The sequence below is a fragment of the Pseudoalteromonas sp. P1-8 genome, assembly GCF_001399985.1.
Classification (GTDB): Bacteria; Pseudomonadota; Gammaproteobacteria; order Enterobacterales; family Alteromonadaceae; genus Pseudoalteromonas.
Window position 1 is genome coordinate 95,148 of the sequence record NZ_LJSO01000014.1, and the last position, 20,024, is coordinate 115,171.

21 protein-coding genes are annotated in these 20,024 nt (G+C 42.7%); 16 read left to right on the forward strand and 5 right to left on the reverse strand.

Annotation, left to right across the window (positions count from 1 at the left end; genetic code table 11):
* Positions 1 to 126 precede the first annotated feature (126 nt).
* Positions 127 to 282: a twin-arginine translocase TatA/TatE family subunit gene (gene tatA / locus AN213_RS20110; protein ID WP_082401550.1), complete on the forward strand. Its 156-nt coding sequence runs from the start codon at positions 127 to 129 to the stop codon at positions 280 to 282.
* Between the two features lie 12 nt (positions 283 to 294).
* On the opposite strand, the gene AN213_RS16880 is transcribed toward tatA, so the two are convergent.
* Complete coding sequence (locus tag AN213_RS16880) at positions 295 to 1,374, reverse strand: mechanosensitive ion channel family protein (RefSeq protein ID WP_055199204.1); 1,080 nt, start codon at positions 1,372 to 1,374, stop codon at positions 295 to 297.
* Between the two features lie 122 nt (positions 1,375 to 1,496).
* On the opposite strand from AN213_RS16880, the gene AN213_RS16885 reads away from it, so the two are divergent.
* From AN213_RS16885 to AN213_RS16895, 3 genes are all read left to right on the forward strand, one after another.
* On the forward strand, positions 1,497 to 2,459 hold the full coding sequence (locus tag AN213_RS16885; protein ID WP_054561064.1) for a YihY/virulence factor BrkB family protein: 963 nt from the start codon (positions 1,497 to 1,499) through the stop codon (positions 2,457 to 2,459).
* 88 nt (positions 2,460 to 2,547) lie between these two features.
* Positions 2,548 to 3,390 (forward strand): pirin family protein, encoded by an 843-nt coding sequence (locus AN213_RS16890; RefSeq protein ID WP_054561063.1) that lies wholly within the window; start codon positions 2,548 to 2,550, stop codon positions 3,388 to 3,390.
* A 9-nt stretch (positions 3,391 to 3,399) separates the two neighbouring features.
* A complete protein-coding gene (locus AN213_RS16895) occupies positions 3,400 to 4,371 on the forward strand; it encodes a glutathione S-transferase family protein (protein ID WP_055020776.1) in 972 nt (323 codons plus the stop codon).
* Between the two features lie 40 nt (positions 4,372 to 4,411).
* On the opposite strand, the gene AN213_RS16900 is transcribed toward AN213_RS16895, so the two are convergent.
* The 4 genes from AN213_RS16900 to AN213_RS16915 form a co-directional block, all read right to left on the reverse strand.
* Positions 4,412 to 4,987, reverse strand: a complete 576-nt coding sequence (locus tag AN213_RS16900) for an AAA family ATPase (RefSeq protein WP_055020775.1) — start codon at positions 4,985 to 4,987, stop codon at positions 4,412 to 4,414.
* A gap of 89 nt (positions 4,988 to 5,076) precedes the next feature.
* The gene (locus AN213_RS16905; RefSeq protein WP_054561060.1) at positions 5,077 to 5,334 is read right to left on the reverse strand and encodes a hypothetical protein; all 258 of its coding nucleotides are present in this window, start codon (positions 5,332 to 5,334) and stop codon (positions 5,077 to 5,079) included.
* Entirely contained in the window at positions 5,334 to 5,780 is a 447-nt protein-coding gene (locus AN213_RS16910) for a hypothetical protein (RefSeq protein ID WP_055199205.1), read from the reverse strand. Before AN213_RS16910 ends, AN213_RS16905 begins: the two co-directional genes overlap by 1 nt.
* Positions 5,781 to 5,785: 5 nt before the next feature.
* Positions 5,786 to 6,127: a hypothetical protein gene (locus AN213_RS16915; RefSeq protein WP_054561058.1), complete on the reverse strand. Its 342-nt coding sequence runs from the start codon at positions 6,125 to 6,127 to the stop codon at positions 5,786 to 5,788.
* 460 nt (positions 6,128 to 6,587) lie between these two features.
* On the opposite strand from AN213_RS16915, the gene mraZ reads away from it, so the two are divergent.
* From mraZ to AN213_RS16975, 12 genes are read left to right on the forward strand one after another with little or no spacing between them, the layout of a single operon-like run.
* On the forward strand, positions 6,588 to 7,046 hold the full coding sequence (gene mraZ / locus AN213_RS16920) for a division/cell wall cluster transcriptional repressor MraZ (protein WP_054552739.1): 459 nt from the start codon (positions 6,588 to 6,590) through the stop codon (positions 7,044 to 7,046).
* A 30-nt stretch (positions 7,047 to 7,076) separates the two neighbouring features.
* Entirely contained in the window at positions 7,077 to 8,012 is a 936-nt protein-coding gene (gene rsmH / locus AN213_RS16925; protein WP_054561057.1) for a 16S rRNA (cytosine(1402)-N(4))-methyltransferase RsmH, read from the forward strand.
* A complete protein-coding gene (gene ftsL / locus AN213_RS16930; RefSeq protein ID WP_054561056.1) occupies positions 8,012 to 8,338 on the forward strand; it encodes a cell division protein FtsL in 327 nt (108 codons plus the stop codon). Before rsmH ends, ftsL begins: the two co-directional genes overlap by 1 nt.
* Entirely contained in the window at positions 8,335 to 10,152 is a 1,818-nt protein-coding gene (locus tag AN213_RS16935) for a penicillin-binding transpeptidase domain-containing protein (protein WP_054561055.1), read from the forward strand. The genes ftsL and AN213_RS16935 overlap by 4 nt, the downstream gene beginning before the upstream one ends.
* Entirely contained in the window at positions 10,145 to 11,623 is a 1,479-nt protein-coding gene (murE, locus tag AN213_RS16940; protein WP_055199206.1) for a UDP-N-acetylmuramoyl-L-alanyl-D-glutamate--2,6-diaminopimelate ligase, read from the forward strand. Before AN213_RS16935 ends, murE begins: the two co-directional genes overlap by 8 nt.
* Positions 11,620 to 13,008, forward strand: a complete 1,389-nt coding sequence (murF, locus tag AN213_RS16945; protein WP_055199207.1) for a UDP-N-acetylmuramoyl-tripeptide--D-alanyl-D-alanine ligase — start codon at positions 11,620 to 11,622, stop codon at positions 13,006 to 13,008. The genes murE and murF overlap by 4 nt, the downstream gene beginning before the upstream one ends.
* Positions 13,002 to 14,084: a phospho-N-acetylmuramoyl-pentapeptide-transferase gene (gene mraY, locus AN213_RS16950; RefSeq protein ID WP_054561052.1), complete on the forward strand. Its 1,083-nt coding sequence runs from the start codon at positions 13,002 to 13,004 to the stop codon at positions 14,082 to 14,084. Before murF ends, mraY begins: the two co-directional genes overlap by 7 nt.
* Positions 14,085 to 15,410 carry a UDP-N-acetylmuramoyl-L-alanine--D-glutamate ligase gene (gene murD, locus AN213_RS16955; protein WP_055199208.1) on the forward strand — a complete coding sequence of 442 codons (1,326 nt, stop codon included), beginning with the start codon at positions 14,085 to 14,087 and terminating at the stop codon, positions 15,408 to 15,410. It begins immediately after the preceding gene.
* Positions 15,407 to 16,582, forward strand: a complete 1,176-nt coding sequence (ftsW, locus tag AN213_RS16960; protein WP_055199209.1) for a cell division protein FtsW — start codon at positions 15,407 to 15,409, stop codon at positions 16,580 to 16,582. Before murD ends, ftsW begins: the two co-directional genes overlap by 4 nt.
* Positions 16,579 to 17,652, forward strand: a complete 1,074-nt coding sequence (gene murG, locus AN213_RS16965; protein WP_055199210.1) for an undecaprenyldiphospho-muramoylpentapeptide beta-N-acetylglucosaminyltransferase — start codon at positions 16,579 to 16,581, stop codon at positions 17,650 to 17,652. The genes ftsW and murG overlap by 4 nt, the downstream gene beginning before the upstream one ends.
* A gap of 17 nt (positions 17,653 to 17,669) precedes the next feature.
* On the forward strand, positions 17,670 to 19,106 hold the full coding sequence (gene murC, locus AN213_RS16970; RefSeq protein ID WP_275669095.1) for a UDP-N-acetylmuramate--L-alanine ligase: 1,437 nt from the start codon (positions 17,670 to 17,672) through the stop codon (positions 19,104 to 19,106).
* Positions 19,103 to 20,023, forward strand: coding sequence for a D-alanine--D-alanine ligase (locus tag AN213_RS16975; RefSeq protein ID WP_054561047.1), 921 nt, complete (start codon positions 19,103 to 19,105; stop codon positions 20,021 to 20,023). Before murC ends, AN213_RS16975 begins: the two co-directional genes overlap by 4 nt.
* The last annotated feature ends 1 nt before the right edge of the window (position 20,024 follow it).

Below are 20,024 nucleotides of genomic sequence, written 5' to 3' on the forward strand. Positions count from 1 at the left end.
GGTAGCGACAGGTTTAATCCCTCAAAATGACTAAGTATTATTGCGGATTGGTATAATTTTAGTATTCCTAGTGTTAGTGTTGAACAAGCGCCTGTAAGGGCGCTTTTATTTTAAAATGAGGTTGTTATGGCAGGAATTAGTGTTTGGCAATTAGCCATTATTGCTGCAATTGTGGTGCTGTTATTTGGCACAAAAAAGTTATCCCGAATAGGTGGAGATTTAGGGACGTCAGTCAAAGGGTTTAAACGCGCTATGCAAGATAAACCTAATGATGAAGCCTAGCCCATAAGTATTTTAAATTATATTGCTACCTTGTTCTGGATCGCGAGATTGATCGGCTTGTTCGCGAATATCATCGGCATCACTGCTAACGTCATCAAGGCTATGGTCGTCGAGTGATTTCGCTGTTTTTGGCTCTGCACTTACATTATTGTTTGGCTGCTCGGTGTCGTTTTCGCTATTTAAAATAATTCGCTCGCGAGCATCATCAGGCATGCTTATTTGCTCTGCTAAATAGGTATTGACCAGCTCTCGCATTAATTGTGATGCCACTTTGATAGTACTGTGTTCGTTACTATTGACCCAAAAATAAATGGTTAGATTAAGAGTCGCGGAGCCTAATGAATCAATTAACACTTGGCTTGGCGGATCATTAATAACAGCAGGGTGTTGATTAACCACCTTCATTGCTAATTGTTGGGCATAGCGAATGTCATTATCGTAGCCAATGCCAACATTAAAGTGACCCCGCATTTTTGGGTTCGCAGTGAGGTTTTTAATGACGTTTTTATATACGGTCGCATTAGGGATTTGAATGTGATTGCCATCAAAATCAACCAAGGTGGTGGCGCGAGCCGTAACTTTTTTAATTACCCCTAAACGACCATCAACTTCGATAACATCGTCAATACGAAAAGGGCGCTGGACACTAAGCAGCATACTTGAAATAAAGTTTTCGGCGATATCGCGAAAAGCAAAACCTAAAATAAGCCCAACTAAACCAGTTCCACTCATAATCGCCACAGCAAAACTGGTGAGCCCTGCAAGACGCAAAAATAAGTACACGCCAAACAAGATGATAATGATGCTAAAAAAGCGCCTAGTCACTACATGCAAAAGTTTACTTTCACTGACAAAACCAAGCGGTTTGATTAATAAATACGACAAAGGGCGGGCTAATAAGTAGCAAGCAATGATGGCTACAATACCGAGTGTCAGTGCAGGTAACATTTGCCATGTAGTATGTAAAAACTGCGTAATTTGAGAGTTTAAGTCTTGCCAAGATAAGCTCTCAGGGATTGCTTGCGATGTTACCCAAATGGTGGGGTTTAACAAACTAGCCAATTGATTTTTAATAAGTAAATAATAATTCATCGCACCGCTCCATGGACCTTTATACTGTTTTTATAAGCTTAGCTTAATGCAATTCAGACGCCATTATTACTGGCAAGTTGTTTGCAGTTTGAGAGTGTTAAAGGCAATTTTTTAGGTCGTTTATGAGTAAGGATAATCGAGGTTACCAAGCTCGCTCACCGATGGAGATCCCAATGCGAGGCTGGTGGGATATCTGCAAGCGGGTTTATCACAACCTATCACAAGACAATTTATCTTTTGTGGCGGCGGGTGTGGCATTTTATGCCTTGTTGGCTATTTTCCCTGCGCTGGCGGCTATTGTCTCTGTGTATGCATATTTTGCCTCGCCAACAGATATTTATGATCAGCTTGATAAAGTGATTGCCATTTTACCTGAAAGTAGCCGTGACATCATTTTGCTACAGGTTAGTGGTATCACTCAGCAATCGCAAAAGGTATTGAGTGCAAGTGCCATAGGTACTTTATTATTGACTGTTTGGAGTAGCAGCAAAGGCTGCCAAGCTCTCATCACTGCCTGTAATATTACCTACCATCAGCGTAACAAGCGCCAGTTTTTTATGGCATTAGTGGTGCGCTTTTTATTTTCGCTAGGTGCTATTGTGGTTGCGCTGGTGGCGTTATTGATCATTGGTATTTTACCGATAGTGCTTAACTTAGTTGGCTTAACTGAGCTTATCGATTTAATGATTCAGCTTATTACTTGGCCGCTATTAGCCATTATTTTTAATTGCGCATTAGCATTTTTATATCGCTATGCACCGCATAGAACGCCTGCAAAATGGCGTTGGATCACACCAGGTTCAATACTTGCCACGTTGCTGTGGATTATCGCATCAATCGGTTTTTCATATTATGTATCGCAATTTGCGAGTTATAACGAAACTTATGGTTCGTTAGGGGGGGTGGTGATCATGTTGATGTGGCTTTATATCAGCGCATACATCATCATTTTTGGTGCGGCCATTAATGCAAGTGCTGAACAACAAACCTTAGTAGATAGCACCATAGGGCCAGAGAAAGAAGTTGGAGAGCGGGGTGCTACAGTGGCTGATAGATTAACCAGACAACAAAATGAGCATTCTTAAAAATAGAATGATTAGCGCTAATTTTACTCATGGTTGTTAGTTAAATTAGCGCCTACAATCATTTCATACAATTTACGGGAGTAAAGTTATGAAAGTGATTCAACAATTAAATAGTCATGCCACACAAGATGGTGACGGCGTAAACATCAGTCGTATTCCTGGCTTTGATGGCAAGTATTTAGACCCTTTTTTAATGATCGATGAGCTTAAGTCAGATGATCACAGTGATTTTATGGGTGGCTTTCCTGCGCATCCTCACCGTGGTATTGAAACCTTTACTTATATTATTAAAGGTGGCTTTGAGCACCAAGATCAAATGGGTAACAAAAAAGCGATTCGTGCTGGTGATGTGCAGTGGATGAGTACCGGTTTTGGTGTGATCCACAGTGAAATGCCATTAGCGGATGCCAAAGAAGGCATGCACGGCTTTCAGATTTGGCTCAATATGCCAAGTGCCGAGAAACTAAGAGCACCACGTTATCAAGATACCACTGAAGCGCCAGCACCAACGACTCAAAATGAGCAAGGTGTTGAGCTTAAAGCGTTGGCTGGAAGTTGGCAATTTGCCGGTGAAGAGCAGGTATCAAGCCTACAAGACCTCGCCGCTGATGGTATGCTTGCTGATGTGACTTTACCGGCTGGTACGCAGTTTTACCATGCACCATTAGCGCAAACTAAGGTGATGATTTATATCCATACTGGAGAAATTCATACTGAACAGGGCGGCCCAGTTAAAGCAGGCAGCTTATTGATTTTAGAGCCTGGCAGCAACATTGAGTTTAACTCGCAAACTGGTGCTGGGGCGTTAATTCTAGCCGGTGAGCCGCTTAAGCAACCAATCGCTCATATGGGCCCGTTTGTAATGACAACCCAAGCTGAGTTACAGCAAGCAGTACGTGACTATCAGCTAGGTAAATTTGGCACACTATAGGAGGTTATTGTGGGATTACTAGTAAATGGCCAATGGCATGATAAATGGTACGACACCGATAACAATCAAGGTGAGTTCAAACGTGAGGCAGCCCAGTTACGTAACTGGGTTACCGAAGATGGCAGTGCAGGGCAAAGTGGTGATGCGGGCTTTAAAGCTGAGAAAGATCGTTACCATCTTTATGTCTCTTTAGCTTGCCCTTGGGCTCATCGCACTTTGATTTTTCGCCATTTAAAAGGCCTTGAAGATTATATCAGTGTGTCGGTTGTAAGTCCTGACATGCTAGAGCATGGCTGGACCTTTGATAAAGACAATCACAGCACCGGTGATGCACTTTTCGATAGCGAATTTATGCATCAAATTTATACGCGTAACAAAGCCGATTATTCAGGTCGTGTTACGGTTCCCGTGCTTTGGGATAAAAAAACGCAGCGTATTGTTAGCAACGAATCTGCTGAAATTATCAGAATGTTTAATAGCGCGTTTAATGCCCTAACAGGTAATGAACGCGACTTTTATCCGCAATCATTACGTTCTGAAATTGATGAAGTTAATGAGTTTGTTTATCACAACATTAATAATGGGGTGTATCGTGCAGGCTTTGCGACAACGCAAGAAGCTTACACGGAAGCCTTTGATGATCTCTTTGCTGCTCTAGATAAGATTGAGCAACGCTTAACAGCTAATCGTTATTTAGTGGGTGATACATTGACTGAGGCCGACTGGCGTTTATTTACTACTTTAATTCGCTTCGACAGTGTTTATGTGGGCCACTTTAAATGTAATTTGCGTACTATTGAGAGCTATCCGGCGATCAGCAACTATTTACGTGAGTTATATCAAATTGAAGGTGTAAGTAAGACCGTTGATTTTTATCATATAAAACGTCATTACTATTTTAGCCACACCATGATCAACCCAACTCAAGTTGTGCCAAAAGGGCCTGATATAGACTACGCTCGACCACATAATCGTGGTTAATAGAGTCTGATAACTAACAGTTTAATGACTGATTAAGCTGTTAGTTATAACTATCCATGACCTTGCGGATAGTGTCGATGCCAAACATCACCTTTTGAATAAATGACTCTGAACTTTTCACTAGATTAAAGTTAGGGTGCTGTGACCAAACAGCTTGCAGTTTGTCATCAAGCATTATGGCTTGCTGATCAGATTCGTTTCTAACAGGGTTATTAGAATGAATACTTTGCCCAGACTTAGCAGCTGTTTCAAAAAAGATCACTGCATCATATTGGTTAAGTTCGATTTCTAGGCTGGTGTTTAAACACTGAAAAAACTCATCTTGCTCACCGGGCCAATAGGCAAGCCCATCTAAACTACCACGATCGCAAAGCATTAAACGATCTGGGTGCATGGTTCGCTGAATATGTTCAAGGTGTTTTTGTAAGCTGAAGATAGCTTGTTGGTGAGCTTTAATGAGGTGAGTTGCATCACCACGTTCTATACCACCGCTGAACAGCATGGTCGCAGACTCTGGTACAACAACAATTTGATTAGAAAATTCACGTCTTAATAGATCGATGGCTGTTGTTTTACCACCGCCAGGGCCGCCTGTTAATACAATCCTTTTTTTCACCTTACATTCTCACAAATTGCTCGTTTGTGTTTAAGGTAATGAAAATAGGTGGCAAAGAGAAGTAAAAAGCAAACATTACATGATAAAGATCACAACAAACGCAGTAACCAGCTGAAGCGGCTGACTTGTTTCAATTTACCGTCTTTGTGGTCTGAGTTATTAAGTGCTTCGTAGCCCATTCCCGCAGTGAAGGCACTGGCAATACCTACTTTACTTACTGCAAAGCGTTTTAAACGGTATTTGAATGCTTGATGGTGTTGACGTTTAAGCTCATCTTGTAGATCCATTTGTTGGCTTAGTTCAGTCACTCTGTGCTGTGGTTTATTAATAAAATAATCAATTAACATCATTCATCCTTATTAATATTAAATAATTGGCGAACGCTTTTTAGCGTGTGATCAAAGCCTATCTTACTACTTACATAACCAATATTTTTCCAAAGCCATGCAAGGCATAGCAGTTGTAATGCAATCAGTGAAATAGCGGCTAACCACAATGATTGGCTAAAGCTAAATATTGCGATACCTACAGTAGCAAGTAGACCAGCCCAAAGTAGCACCAAGCCGCCTGCAAGACAGACGAGTAGGATAATAGTTAAGGCGAGTGAGCGTGTTGATAAGCGCCATTCAGCAGCTGCAAGCTTTTTACAAGTTCCAGTTTGTTCACGGTAGTCAATGTATAGCTGTTTGCCGTAATCAGATAATTTAGCAAGATGATCTTGCCACTGATCAGCGTTTAACGGCTGTTCAGTGGCATCTTGCGTTTTCTCATCTGTAGATTGAGAAGACTGCATAACAATTACTTACGACGAATAAGAGCAGTTACTAACATGCCTGCAGCAAAGGCAATACCTGCTGTTGCAAGTGGGTTTTCTGATGCAAGCTTACGAGTTTTACCACTGTACTCATTAATTTTAGCGCGTGCTACAGCTTGCTTTTCAGATAGCGTTTGAGCAGAGCTCGATGCGCCTTGGCGAACACTATGTTCAGCACTTGCTGCACGAGTTGAAAGTGCATCAACAGCGTGATGTGCTGCTTCAGTTGCTTTTTCTGTGAATGGCGCCTCTACTTGAGCCGCGTTCGAGTTTGCACTGCTATTAGTTTCTGTGCTTGAGTTCGATTTAGAAGTTGCGGTAGTCATAATCATTCCTTAAAAATTGCCATTTAATTGGTAGCTAACCTATCGCAACCTTCATACCAAACAGTAAAAACTAACTTTTTCAATGCGTTATAATTTTTAATCAGCTATCGGAGGGAGAACATTCGTAACTCTTGCAGGGTGATTAAGTAAAAATTACAACATTCGATAATTTTGTAATTATTCATTGGTTATTCATTAACCATTTTTCCCTAATACATCGCCAAGAAAATTGAAAAAATATTTTTTTTCGATGTTTTCCACTTTTTCCCACGTAATTCATAGGCTTTGCTTGAGGCCTTATTTTTTCTGGCTTCACAAGGCGCTTATGATGATCTGCTTACTTGACAAAATGGCTTGTCAAGCCCTAAACTGGAGCACTGTGGTAAAAAGTGGTTTTTAGTGGATCAAACTGGATCGGAAATAATCATTAACGATTAACAACCTATTTTTAAGGCAAGTTATGTTTCGGGGTGCGAGCTCTCTGAGTTTGGATGATAAAGGACGCTTTGCGGTACCAACTAAGTACCGAGATGCGATCTTGTCTGAAGATCAGGGAACGGTTATCTGCACTGTGGCCTTAAATGAACCTTGTTTGTGGTTATACCCGCTAGCAGAATGGCTCGAAATTGAAGAACGATTATTAAAGATTTCGAACATGAATCCACGTGCTCGCCGTATGCAACGTATGCTGCTCGGTAACGCTACAGAGTATCAACTAGATAAAAATGGCCGAATTTTGCTGGCGCCGTCGTTACGCGCACATGCAGAACTTGGAAAAAAAATCATGTTGGTTGGCTTGATGAACAAGTTTGAAATTTGGGATGAAGATCGTTGGCATGAACAAATGCGCCAAGATACTGAAATTGAACGCCTAGGCGATTTTGAGGCGAATCCTGAGTTCGATAACTTCTCACTCTAACCACAATAATAAAAAGGCAAAAACTAGCTAATGACAGCGCAATTTGAACATGTCTCTGTACTGATGGACGAAACCATAGATGCTTTGGATATTAAACCCGAAGGCATTTACATGGATGGCACATTTGGTCGCGGTGGGCACTCTGGACAAATTCTTGCGCGTTTAAGTGAGCAAGGTCGTTTACAAGCAATTGACCAAGATCCACAAGCTATTAAAGCCGCCGAAAAGTTTGCTGATGATGCACGTTTTTCGATTGCCCACACTCGTTTTTCAAACCTTAAAACAGTTGCCGAAGATAACGATTTAATCGGTAAAGTAGACGGTATTTTGTTAGATATCGGTGTTTCTTCGCCACAGCTTGATGATGCTGAACGCGGTTTTAGCTTTATGAAAGATGGCCCGCTTGATATGCGCATGGACCCAACCAGTGGTCGCAGTGCTGCACAATGGCTAGCTGAAGCTGAACTTGAAGATATTACCCATGTGATTAAAACCTACGGCGAAGAAAAGTTTGGTCGCCGTATCGCTCATAAAATAATTGAAACACGTGAGCACACTGCTATCACAAGCACAAAGCAGCTTGCTGACTTAGTCGATGAAGCGGTGCCAGTGAAAGATAAACACAAACACCCAGCTACACGTACATTCCAAGCGATCCGTATTTATATCAACAGTGAACTTGAAGAAATTCAAACTGCACTGCAAGCCGCTGTTGACGTTTTAAAACCAGGTGGGCGTCTAGTCGTTATTTCGTTCCACTCGTTAGAAGATCGCATTGTTAAGCAGTTTATAAAAAAACAGAGTAAGGGAGAGGCGATACCCAGAGGTCTGCCTTTGACGGACGCACAAATAAACAAAAATCTGACGTTAAAGGCAGTGGGTAAAGCCATTAAGCCGAGTAAGGCGGAAATAGAAGTTAACCCGCGTTCACGTAGTTCTGTGCTAAGGGTTGCTCAGAGGTTGTAATGAAAGCTAAAGCGACACATCGCCAACCCAATTTATTTGTAGAGATTTTTAAAGGCCTAGGAGCTAATAAGCTGACCTTGGCCTTGTTGGTTGTGATCCTTGCTTCGAGCTTGAGTGTGGTTCAAGTGACGCATCTGGCGCGTCAACAATTGATTGAACAAGATAAATTACTGCAAGAGCGCGATGAACTTGATCTTGAGTGGCGTTACTTGCTTGTAGAAGAAGAATTTTATTCGCAGCATGCGCGTATTGAAGAAGTCGCAACCATGCAATTAGAAATGAAACGGCCAACTAGCCAAGACGAACAGGTGGTGGTACTGCAATGAGAAGCAGAGGGAAAAAGCCAACGAATACCTTGATAACATGGCGCTTTTTGCTCGTGTGCTCAGTGGTGTTGCTAGTCTTTATGACGCTGGTTGCGCGTGCCGCTTTTTTACAGGTCATTGAGCCAGATAAAGCGCGTTCAGAAAGTGATAAACGTACTGTGCGAGTTGAAAAACAACATGTGCAGCGAGGCATGATCTTCGATCGTAATGGTAAAGAGTTGGCAGTCAGCGTGCCTGTGGTAAGTGTGTATGCCGATCCTAAAGCACTACATAAATCACTGATCAGTAAGGTACTGCGTCAAGCACGTAAAAATGGTGAAGATCAACAAGCGCTTGCTGAAAACACTGTTGAGTTAGATAAACGTATTGCCGCTTATTACAATAATGATATTCGCTGGCGTGAACTTGCGGATGTATTACGTATTGACCCAAGTAAAGTTAACTCTCGCCTTCGTGATAATCCAAAGCGTCGTTTTGTCTACTTAAAACGTCAGGTTACCCCTGCTGTAGCTAACTATATTGGTGATCTTCGTTTACCAGGTATCCACTTACTTGATGAGTCAAAACGTTATTACCCTGCCGGTGAAGTGACAGCTCATGTTATTGGTTTTACTAACATTGATGGTCATGGTATTGAGGGGATCGAAAAGCTTTATGAAAAAGCGTTAACCGGTGTTGAAGGTCAGCGTACTATTCGTAAAGATGCGCAAGGCCGTGAAGTAGAAGTTCTTGATGAGCGCGAGCGTGTAGAGCCAGAGAGTATTCATTTAAGTATCGACCAACGTATTCAAGCAATTGCTTATAAGGCAGTGAAATCAGCGGTGTTATCGTACAAAGCGACCTCAGGTTCAGCCATGGTTGTGGATGTTAAAACCGGTGAAGTGTTGGCTATGGTAAATAGCCCATCGTTTAACCCAAATAACTTATCAGATGCTGCGCCGCATAAGCGTCGTAACCGTGCTATCACCGATTTATTTGAACCAGGCTCAACTGTTAAGCCGCTAGCCATTTTAGCTGGTTTAGACTACGGCGTAATTCAACCGGATTCAATAGTTGATACTTACCCTGGCTGGATGCGAGTAGGTGGAAGCCTTGTGCAAGATACTCGTAATCATGGTGAGATGACTTTAAGAGAGATCTTAAAATATTCAAGCAATATGGGTGTGACTAAGGTCAGCCAAGAGTTACCAAAAGATTACTTTGTTGGTCTTTATCAAAAAGTTGGTTTTGGCAGCGACAGTGGTACGGGCATGGTTGGTGAAAGCAGTGGTTTATTTTATCCAAATCGCCGCTGGTCTGATCATGAAATTGCCGCACTATCATTTGGTTACAACTTAGCAGTAAGTACCGCACAAATGGCGCGTTTTTATGCCATGTTAGGTTCAGGCGGCGTTATGCGCCCATTGACTGTACTTAAACAAGAGTCGGTACCAGAAGGTGAACGCGTTTTTCAACAAAAAGATGTTGAAGCTGTTGTTCACATGATGGAAAGCGTGTTTGAGAAAGGTGGAACTGCACAAAAAGTTCACGTTGATGGTTATCGTGCTGCAGGTAAAACAGGTACCTCTAAAAAAGCCGCTGTTGGTGGTTATGGTGATGAATACGTTGGTTATTTTGCTGGTATCGCACCTGCAAGCAACCCGCGTTTAGCGGTAGTAGTATTGATTAATGAGCCGGGTGGAGATGTTTATTACGGCGGTGCGACGGCAGGTCCTGCATTTGCAGAGATTGTCTCCAATGCCTTAAGAATTCTAAACGTTGCACCGGACAAAGATGCGGTTGCGTACGTAGAAGGCAAAGATAACGATGCGTGATTTAAAACCGATTCTTAATCATATTGATGTTGAGGCCAATAGTTTAGTGGTCAATCAACTACGTCTTGATAGCCGAGATGTAAAAGCTGGCGATGTGTTTGTTGCCATAAAAGGCCATCAACTCGATGGCGGACAGTTTATTGAAAAAGCCATTGAAAATGGTGCGGTGGCAGTTATTGCTGACCGTTTATGTGAGTTCGAAAGTGAGTTTGAACCACTTTATTTAGTTACCGATTTAGCGAAAAAGCTGCCTGCACTTGCAGCTGCTTTTTACCAGCAACCATCAAAGCAGTTGGATTTAGTGGGTGTGACAGGCACCAATGGCAAGTCAACGACCACAGCGATGATCGCGCATTTAGCACAGCACTGTCATAAACGTGCGGCTGTGATTGGTACGCTCGGTTATGGGCACCCTGATAACCTGACTGAGCTTGCAAACACCACACCATCGAGCGTTGATTTACAGCGTATTTTATCTGAACTTGTAACAGAACAGCATGATGTTGTAGCTATGGAAGTCTCATCTCATGGCTTAGTTCAGCAACGTGTTGATCAGTGTAAATTTAAAGCCGCTGTGTTTACTAACCTTTCGCGTGACCACTTAGATTACCATGGCACGATGGATGCCTACGGTGATGCGAAGTTGATGTTAATGCGTGACCATATGCCTGAGCTTGTGGTGCTTAATCAAGATGATGCGCAAGTTGAAGCATGGTTAGAAAAATACGACTTCAATAACCTAATTTGTTACGGCCATAAAAACCTAACGCCTAAAAATGCGCGTTTTGTTTATTTCAGCGATGTAACATACGATAATGCCGGTATATCGGCGAAGTTCGATACCAGTTGGGGACAGGCTGAAGTTAATTGCACCCTGTTTGGCGAGTTCAACTTATATAATTTAGCCGCTGCAATGGCTACTTTATTAGGTATGGGTTACCCACTTGATTTACTTGTTGAAGGGTGTAAATCATTGCAGCCTGTTGCTGGGCGCATGCAGGCATTTAGTGCGCCAGGTCAACCGACTTGTATTGTTGACTATGCCCATACTCCTGATGCGTTAGCACTAGCATTACAAGCATTGCAAAAGCATGTTCCAGGTGGCGTCAGCTGTGTGTTTGGCTGTGGTGGCGACAGAGACAAAGGCAAACGCCCGATGATGGCAAAAGCTGCTGAAGCTAATGCAGACCGTATTATTGTCACTAGTGATAACCCAAGAAGTGAAGACCCTGACGCAATTATTGCTGATGTGATTGCGGGGCTTGAGCGGCCTGAACGCGCACATTGTGAAGCAGACCGCGCGCAGGCTATTAGTTATGCCATTGCGCAAGCAGGTGCTGATGATGTCATTCTAATTGCGGGCAAAGGCCACGAAGACTATCAAATTATTGGCGACCAACGAATCGACTTCTGCGATCGTCAGTATGTACAACAACAATTAAAAGAAAAATCGCAAGGGGCGCAGTTATGATCCCTATGGATTTTGATTGGCTAGCTAAAGTTCTAGCAACCGATTACCAAGGTGGTAATCAAACGGTAAAAAATATCAATACTGATACTCGTACTTTGTGCGATGATGAAGTGTTTTTAGCGCTACAAGGGCCTAATTTTGATGGTCATAAATTTGTTGCGCAAGCAAAAGAAAAAGGCGCGATAGCTGCCATCGTAGCGCGTCCTGTTAATGTCGATATTGTGCAGTTTGTGGTCAGTGATACACGAATTGCGCTTGGCCAAATTGGCGCAGCTGTGATGGCACAGGTTGCACCAAAAACAATTGCTATCACAGGTAGCGTGGGTAAAACGACCGTTAAAGAAATGTGTGCGGCGATTTTATCTGGCCATGGTGAAGTACTGGCAACAAAAGGCAACTTTAATAATGACATTGGTGTACCACTCACGTTATTACGCCTTGAACCACAACACCAATATGCGGTTATTGAATTAGGTGCAAATCACATTGGTGAAATTGCATACACAGTAGCAATGACGAAACCTGATGTTGCTGTGGTATGTAATGTTGCAGCTTCTCACTTAGAAGGCTTTGGCTCACTACAAGGTGTAGCAACGGCCAAAGGCGAAATCTATGACGGCTTAAAGCCTGATGGTGTTGCCGTAGTTAATTGCGACAGTGACTATGCCGATTTTTGGCTTGATAAATTAACTGATCGCAACGTAAAACTTTTTTCTACTAGCAAACAATTAGATTATTGGGCAGAAGATGTGGTGCTTGATGAGCAAGCCCGTGCTTCTTTTGTGCTTTGTAATAAAGATAAAAAAGTACCTGTCACTCTGGCACTACCGGGCAAACATAATATTGCAAATGCATTAATAGCCACCGCGTTAACCACTGAGCTGGGTGTAAGCCTCGAAAGTGTTGCATCAGCGCTGGCAACCATGGGGGAAGTTAAAGGTCGTGTAAACGTCCTTAAAGTGTCAGACACATTGACGGTTATTGATGATACCTACAACGCGAATGTGCAATCGGTTAAAGCGGCAATTGATTTATTAAGTGATATGCCGGGGCGTCGTATTTTTGCGTTAGGTGATATGGGCGAGCTTGGTGAAGAAGCGCGTTTTTATCATCAACAAGTCGGTGAATATGCACAGCAAAAAGGCATTGATGAACTTTATAGCCTAGGTGTACTAAGTAAATCAGCCAGTGATGTATTTGAAAAGCCAAACCGCCACTTCTCAAGCCGTGAACAATTATTACAACAATTACAAAGTGAACTTGCTCAATCGACGCAAAAAACCACAGTTGTTGTAAAAGGTTCGCGCAGTTCTCGTATGGAGCTTGTGGTCACAGATTTAGTAAATAGCCAGCAAAATGGCAACAATGGAGTATCGTCATGTTAGTTTGGCTGGCCGAATATTTAACACAGTATTACAGTGGTTTTAATGTTTTTTCTTACCTAACGCTGCGCGCAATTTTAGGTATTTTAACAGCACTACTTATCTCACTTTATTTTGGCCCTAAGCTAATTCGTGCATTACAAAAAATGCAGATTGGTCAGGTGGTTCGTCACGATGGTCCAGAGTCACACCTATCTAAAAAAGGCACGCCAACTATGGGCGGTATTTTGATTTTAGGGGCGATTTTTACCAGCACATTACTGTGGGCTGACCTTTCAAATAAATATGTTTGGGCAACCTTATTTGTCGTGGGCTCGTTAGGTGTGGTTGGCTTTGTTGATGACTACCGTAAAGTGATCCGCAAAGACCCTAAAGGCTTAATTGCTAAGTGGAAATACTTTTGGCAATCAGTGATTGCCTTAGTGGTTGCCAGTGCGCTTTATTTTACCTCGCAGCAAGGCAGCGAAACCTCATTAGTTGTGCCGTTTTTCAAAGACGTGTTACCACAGCTAGGGTTGTTTTATATCGTGATGACTTACTTTGTAATTGTAGGTACGTCGAACGCGGTAAACCTAACAGATGGCCTTGATGGTTTAGCGATTGTACCAACCATTTTAGTGGCGGCAGCACTTGCCATTATTGCTTATTTAACCGGTAACGTTAATTTCTCAAGCTATCTACATATTCCGCATTTGCCACTCGCCAGTGAGCTTGTGGTTGTGTGTACAGCAATTGTGGGAGCTGGACTTGGCTTCTTATGGTTTAACACCTACCCAGCACAGGTATTTATGGGTGATGTAGGCTCATTAGCACTCGGTGGTGCTTTGGGTATTATTGCGGTGCTGGTTCGCCAAGAACTAGTACTTATCATCATGGGTGGTGTGTTCGTAATGGAAGCATTGTCGGTGATTTTACAAGTGGGCTCTTACAAATTACGTGGCCAACGTATTTTTAGAATGGCGCCTATTCACCACCATTATGAATTAAAGGGTTGGCCTGAGCCGCGCGTAATTGTGCGCTTTTGGATTATTTCAATCGTGCTAGTACTTGCTGGCCTTGCGACATTAAAGATCAGGTAAATGACAGTTATTAACGAGATTAAAAACAAACAAATTTCAGTGCTCGGACTCGGTGTAACCGGTCTGGGCATTGTGCGTTTTTTATTATCTCAGAATATTAAGCCAATTGTTGTTGATAGCCGCACAGCGCCGCCGGGTGCTGATTGGCTAAATGAGCATGCCAGTGAGTTAACGACTCACTTTGGTGATTTAGAACAGGCAGACTTAGCCAGCAATGACATTATTATCATCAGCCCAGGTCTAAGCCTCGCGACACCTGCAGTAGCAAAAGCGATTGATGCTGGTGTTGAAGTGATTGGTGACGTTGAGCTTTTTGCTCGTTTAACTGATAAACCAATTGTTGCGGTGACAGGTTCAAATGGTAAGTCGACTGTAGTTACATTGGCGTTTGAAGTGCTTAAAGCGGCCGGTTATAAAGTTGGCCTTGGTGGCAACATTGGTACTGCGGTACTTGATTTACTATCGCAAGACTATGATGTGTATGTACTTGAACTGTCGAGCTTTCAGCTTGATACCACACACAGCTTAAAAGCAAAAAGTGCCTGTGTATTGAATGTGAGTGAAGATCACCTCGATCGTTATCCAAGCTACCAAGCATACATTGACTCTAAGCAAAGTATTTATAACGGCTCTGAGCTCGCGGTAGTTAATGCCATTGATGTGGCAACTCATACTGCAAAGCAGCCCCAAGTGAGCTTTGCGCTCGCTAATGCAGATTTTGCCTTGGTTGAACATCAAGGTGAGCAATACTTTGCAGCACACGGTAAGCCAGTATTACCAGCAAGCTGCTTAAATGTTTTTGGCTCTCACAATCAACAAAACGCCTTAGCGGTCATGGCATTACTGAACCCGTTTGATATTGCTAAAGAGCATTACCAGCAAGCGTTTAGTGCTTTTACTGGGCTTGCACACCGTTGTCAGTTTGTTGCTGAAATTAATGAAGTAAAATACTTTAACGATTCTAAAGCGACCAATGTAGGTGCAACTATCGCTGCGATTGAAAGCTTAGCAGATCAAGCAAAGCAATTAGTTGTTATTGCCGGTGGTGATGCAAAAGGGGCTGATTTAGATGCCTTAAAGCCATACTTAAACAACAAAGTAAAAGCGCTTGTTTGTTTTGGTAAAGATGCTAAAGCGTTAGTGGCTCTGACTGAAAAAGGTCACCTCACCACCAACATGCATGAAGCTGTGCAACTAGCAAAACAGTTAAGCAGCAGTGGCGATATTGTTTTATTAGCACCTGCATGTGCCAGCATTGATATGTATAACAATTACATGCAACGTGGTGATGACTTTGCGCAGTGTGTATTGGCGGAGGCAGTATGATTGCATTTGCTGACATCCGTGAAGCATTAACACCAAAACAATCGCCGCAACTTTATGATGTGCCGTTATTGTATTGCATGTTGATGTTGATTGGCGTTGGCTTTGTGATGGTAACCAGTGCCTCTATGCCAACAGCAGAGCGATTATTTGATAATCCGTATCACATTATCATTCGCCATGGCATGTTCTTAGTTATGGGCTTTTTCTTGTTTTGGATTGCCACTAACGTGCCTATGGATTGGTGGAAGCGCAGTAACGCCTATTTATTGTTGCTGGGTTTAGGTTTGCTGGTTTTGGTGCTGATTGTTGGCCGTGAAGTGAACGGTGCAAAGCGTTGGATACCTATTGGCCCGGTGGGCTTTCAAGTCGCTGAAGCCGCCAAGTTGTATTTCTTTAGTTACATTGCTGGTTACTTAGTGCGTAAACGTGAAGAAGTACAAGAGAACTTAAAAGGCTTCTTTAAGCCATTAGCTGTATTTGGTGTGTATGCGTTTTTGATTTTGATGCAACCAGACTTAGGAACTGTAGTTGTACTGTTTGTGACGACAGTTGGTTTGTTGTTTCTAGCGGGTGCTAAGTTATGGCAGTTTTTCGGCCTTATCTTAACGGGTATTGCTGCAGTGGTGGTGCTAATTATCGCTGAGCCATATCGTATGGCTCGTGTCACAGGCTTTTTAGAACCGTGGGAAGATCCATTCGGTAAAGGTTATCAGTTAGTACAATCGCTAATGGCGTACAGCCAAGGTGGTTGGTTTGGCCAAGGCTTAGGCAATAGCGTACAAAAACTGCAATACCTGCCAGAGGCACATAATGACTTTATCTTTGCAGTGATTGGTGAAGAGCTCGGCTTTTTTGGCGTATTTAGTATTTTGATTGTGCTTGCTGTATTTGTATTCAGAGCCTTGTTAATTGGCCAAAAAGCGCTGCAATGCGGCAAAGAGTACGAAGGCTATTTTGCCTTTGCTATTGGTATCTGGTTTGCGTTTCAAACCATGGTAAATGTGGGGGCAAGTGCCGGTATTTTGCCAACCAAAGGCTTAACACTACCGTTTATTTCGTACGGTGGCTCTAGCTTATTAATTATGACCATAGCAACAGGTGTACTTTTGCGAATAGATTTTGAAACAAAGATGGCGACTAAGCAGGCAACCTCACGTGGAGGTAAACGATGAGTAAAAAATTACTTGTTGTTGCAGGTGGTACTGGTGGCCATATTTTTCCAGGTATTGCCGTGGCTGATTTTTTAAAACAGCAAGGCTGGCAAGTTAGCTGGATTGGCACGCCTGATAGAATGGAAGCAACGGTAGTACCTAAGCACAACATTGAGATTGATTTTATCAATGTGAAAGGTGTACGCGGAAATGGAATTAAACGCCTGATTAAAGCCCCTTTTATGGTGATGAATGCGATTTTTCAAGCACGTAAAATTTTAAAAACTCAAAAGCCTGATGTTGTTCTTGCTATGGGTGGCTATGTGACCGGACCTACTGGCATTGCAGCAAAGAGCTTAGGTATTCCTTTAGTTATTCATGAGCAAAATGCTGTTGCAGGCATGAGTAACCGCTGGCTAGCGAAGTTTGCCAACAAAGTGCTGGCAGCTTTTCCATCGGCTTTTGCAAAAGAACAATGTGAAGTAGTCGGTAACCCAGTCAGAGCAAGTGTCGCTAATGTCACTGCTAAGCAAACAACGACACCAATTAATGTGCTGGTGGTAGGTGGTTCACTCGGAGCACAGGTACTAAATGAGACTTTACCTGCTGTATTCAGTGAACTTTCAGCGCTAACAACGCTTAATATATGGCACCAAACGGGTAAAAATAATGAACCGAATGTGACTGCCAGCTATCAACAGTTAGGATTAACTGAAAATAGTAAAGTCGCTGAATTTATTGATGATATGGATAGTGCATATCAATGGGCCGATTTGGTAATTTGCCGTGCTGGTGCGTTAACGGTGAGTGAGATTGCGGCAGCGGGAAGAATGGCCTTATTTGTGCCTTTTCCGCATGCTGTCGACGACCATCAAACTGCCAATGCAAAGTATTTAGTGACTGAGCAAGCAGCGTTGATTATGCAGCAAAGTGAGTTTAACCAAGCGGCGGTTGTTGAGTTATTAGCGCCTTACGTAAATGCACCAGAAAAAATTTCAACAATGGCAAGTAAAGCAAAACAGCTTGCTATTTTAGATGCCACAGCCAATGTTGCAAAACGCTGTGAGCAACTAGCAGATAGAAGAGATTAGTAGTGAAAGAAAGCACGATGAAAGAAAACAACACTCGTCCTGCGATGCGTCGTATCGACACTATCCACTTTGTGGGTATTGGTGGCGCAGGCATGGGTGGTATTGCCGAAGTACTTGCTTTTGAAGGCTACCGCATCACAGGTTCAGACATTGCGCACAGTGCGATGACTGAGCGCTTAATTAAAGTGGGTGCAGAAGTATTTATTGGTCATGATGAAAACAATGTAAAAGATGCCAGCGTGGTGGTGGTATCAAGTGCGATTAACGAGCAAAATCCTGAGATTAAAGCAGCAAAAGCGGCGCGTATTCCTATTGTTCGCCGCGCAGAAATGTTGGCTGAATTAATGCGTTTTCGCCACGGTATTGCAGTGGCAGGCACTCATGGTAAAACAACAACCACGAGTTTAATCGCGAGCATTTATGCACAAGCAGGCCTTGATCCAACCTTTATTATTGGTGGCTTGCTAAACAGTGCTGGGAGTAATGCTAAGGTTGGTAAAAGTGACTTTTTAATTGCAGAAGCTGATGAGAGCGATGCGTCATTCTTACATTTACAGCCTATGGTATCTGTGATCACAAATATTGAAGAAGATCACATGGATACGTACGGCGGTAGCTTAGAAAAAATGAAAGACACGTATGTTGATTTCATTCATAACTTACCGTTTTATGGTTTAGCTGTGGTGTGTATTGACTCTGAGGTTGCGGCAGAGCTGATCCCTCGCTTTGGGCGTCCTGTTATTACCTATGGTGAGTCGGCAGAAGCTGATTACCGAATGGTTGATTTTAGCCAAACAGCGAATACTTGTTCATTTAATGTTGTAAATAAGCAAGGTGAAAGCCTAGCAGTTACGCTTAATATGCCGGGTAAGCACAATGCGCTTAACGCGACTGCTGCGATTGCGGTCGCTAAAGATCAAAACATCGCTAACCATGCAATTTTAGAAGCGCTAACAAAATTTGAAGGGGTGGGTCGTCGTTTTCAGCATTACGGAAGCTTTGAAAATGAGCGCGGCAATGTCATGTTAGTTGATGATTATGGTCATCACCCATCAGAAGTTGCGGCGACGATTGCGGCGGTTCGTGAAGGGTGGCCAGATAAACGTTTAGTGATGATTTATCAGCCGCACCGTTATAGTCGAACCCGTGATTTATACGAAGACTTTGTCAAAGTACTGGCTGATGTCGATCAGTTATTACTGCTAGATGTGTATTCAGCGGGTGAAGAGCCAATCGTGGGAGCCGACAGCAAGAGTTTATGTCGTAGTTTACGCCAGCGTGGTAAAGAGCCATTACATGTTGCTAGTAACTCTGAGCTTGCCGGTGTCCTAGCAAATACACTGCAAGATAATGATTTAGTTTTAACACAAGGCGCTGGTAACATAGGCCAGTTAGTGAAAAAGTTAGCAGCAACCGAGTTGTCTATTGAACAACTAAAGCAGGTAAACGTATGAGCCAGTTAAGTGACAAATTTGGCAAAGTAGCGGTACTTTTTGGCGGCACATCTGCCGAAAGAGAAGTATCTCTTAAATCAGGCCAAGCTGTATTGAATGCTTTGCAAAGTGCTGGCGTTGATGCCATTGCTTTTGATCCGAAAGATCAGCCGTTATGGCAATTAAAAGAATTAAACATTGAACGTGTATTCATTGCCCTTCATGGTCGTGGTGGTGAAGATGGTACCATTCAAGGTGCACTTGAGTTTATGGGGATTCCATATACAGGCAGTGATGTTTTAGGTTCTGCGCTTGCGATGGATAAAGTACGTTGTAAGCATTTATTTAAGGCAATGGGGCTGAGCACAGCACCTTATGCTGTTGTTGATAGCCGCCATGAGTTTGATAGCCAAGCGATTATTAATGAATTTGGTAAAGTGATGGTGAAACCGTCACATGAAGGCTCAAGTATTGGTATGGCAGAAGCAAACAGCGCAGAGCAACTTGATGCTGCGCTTAACGCTGCATTTAAGTTTGATAGCCAAGTGCTTGTTGAGCAATGGATCACTGGCCGTGAATTTACTGTTGCTGTACTAGGGCAAGATGTTCAGCCTGTCATTGAGATGACGACGCCAAATGGTTTTTATGACTATCAAGCTAAGTATCAATCGAATACAACTCAGTATCATTGCCCTGCAGATATATCTGTGCAAGAAACTGAATTGTTGCAAGATATGGCATTAAAAGCGTTTGATTTAGTGGGTGCAAGTGGTTGGGGCCGTGTTGATGCGATGCGTGATCAGCAAGGTAACTTTTACTTATTAGAAGTAAATACAGTACCAGGCATGACAGAAAAGTCTTTAGTACCAATGGCAGCAAAAGCTAATGGTGCAAGCTTTGAACAATTAGTTGTTCGCATTTTGGAGCAAACCCTTTAAT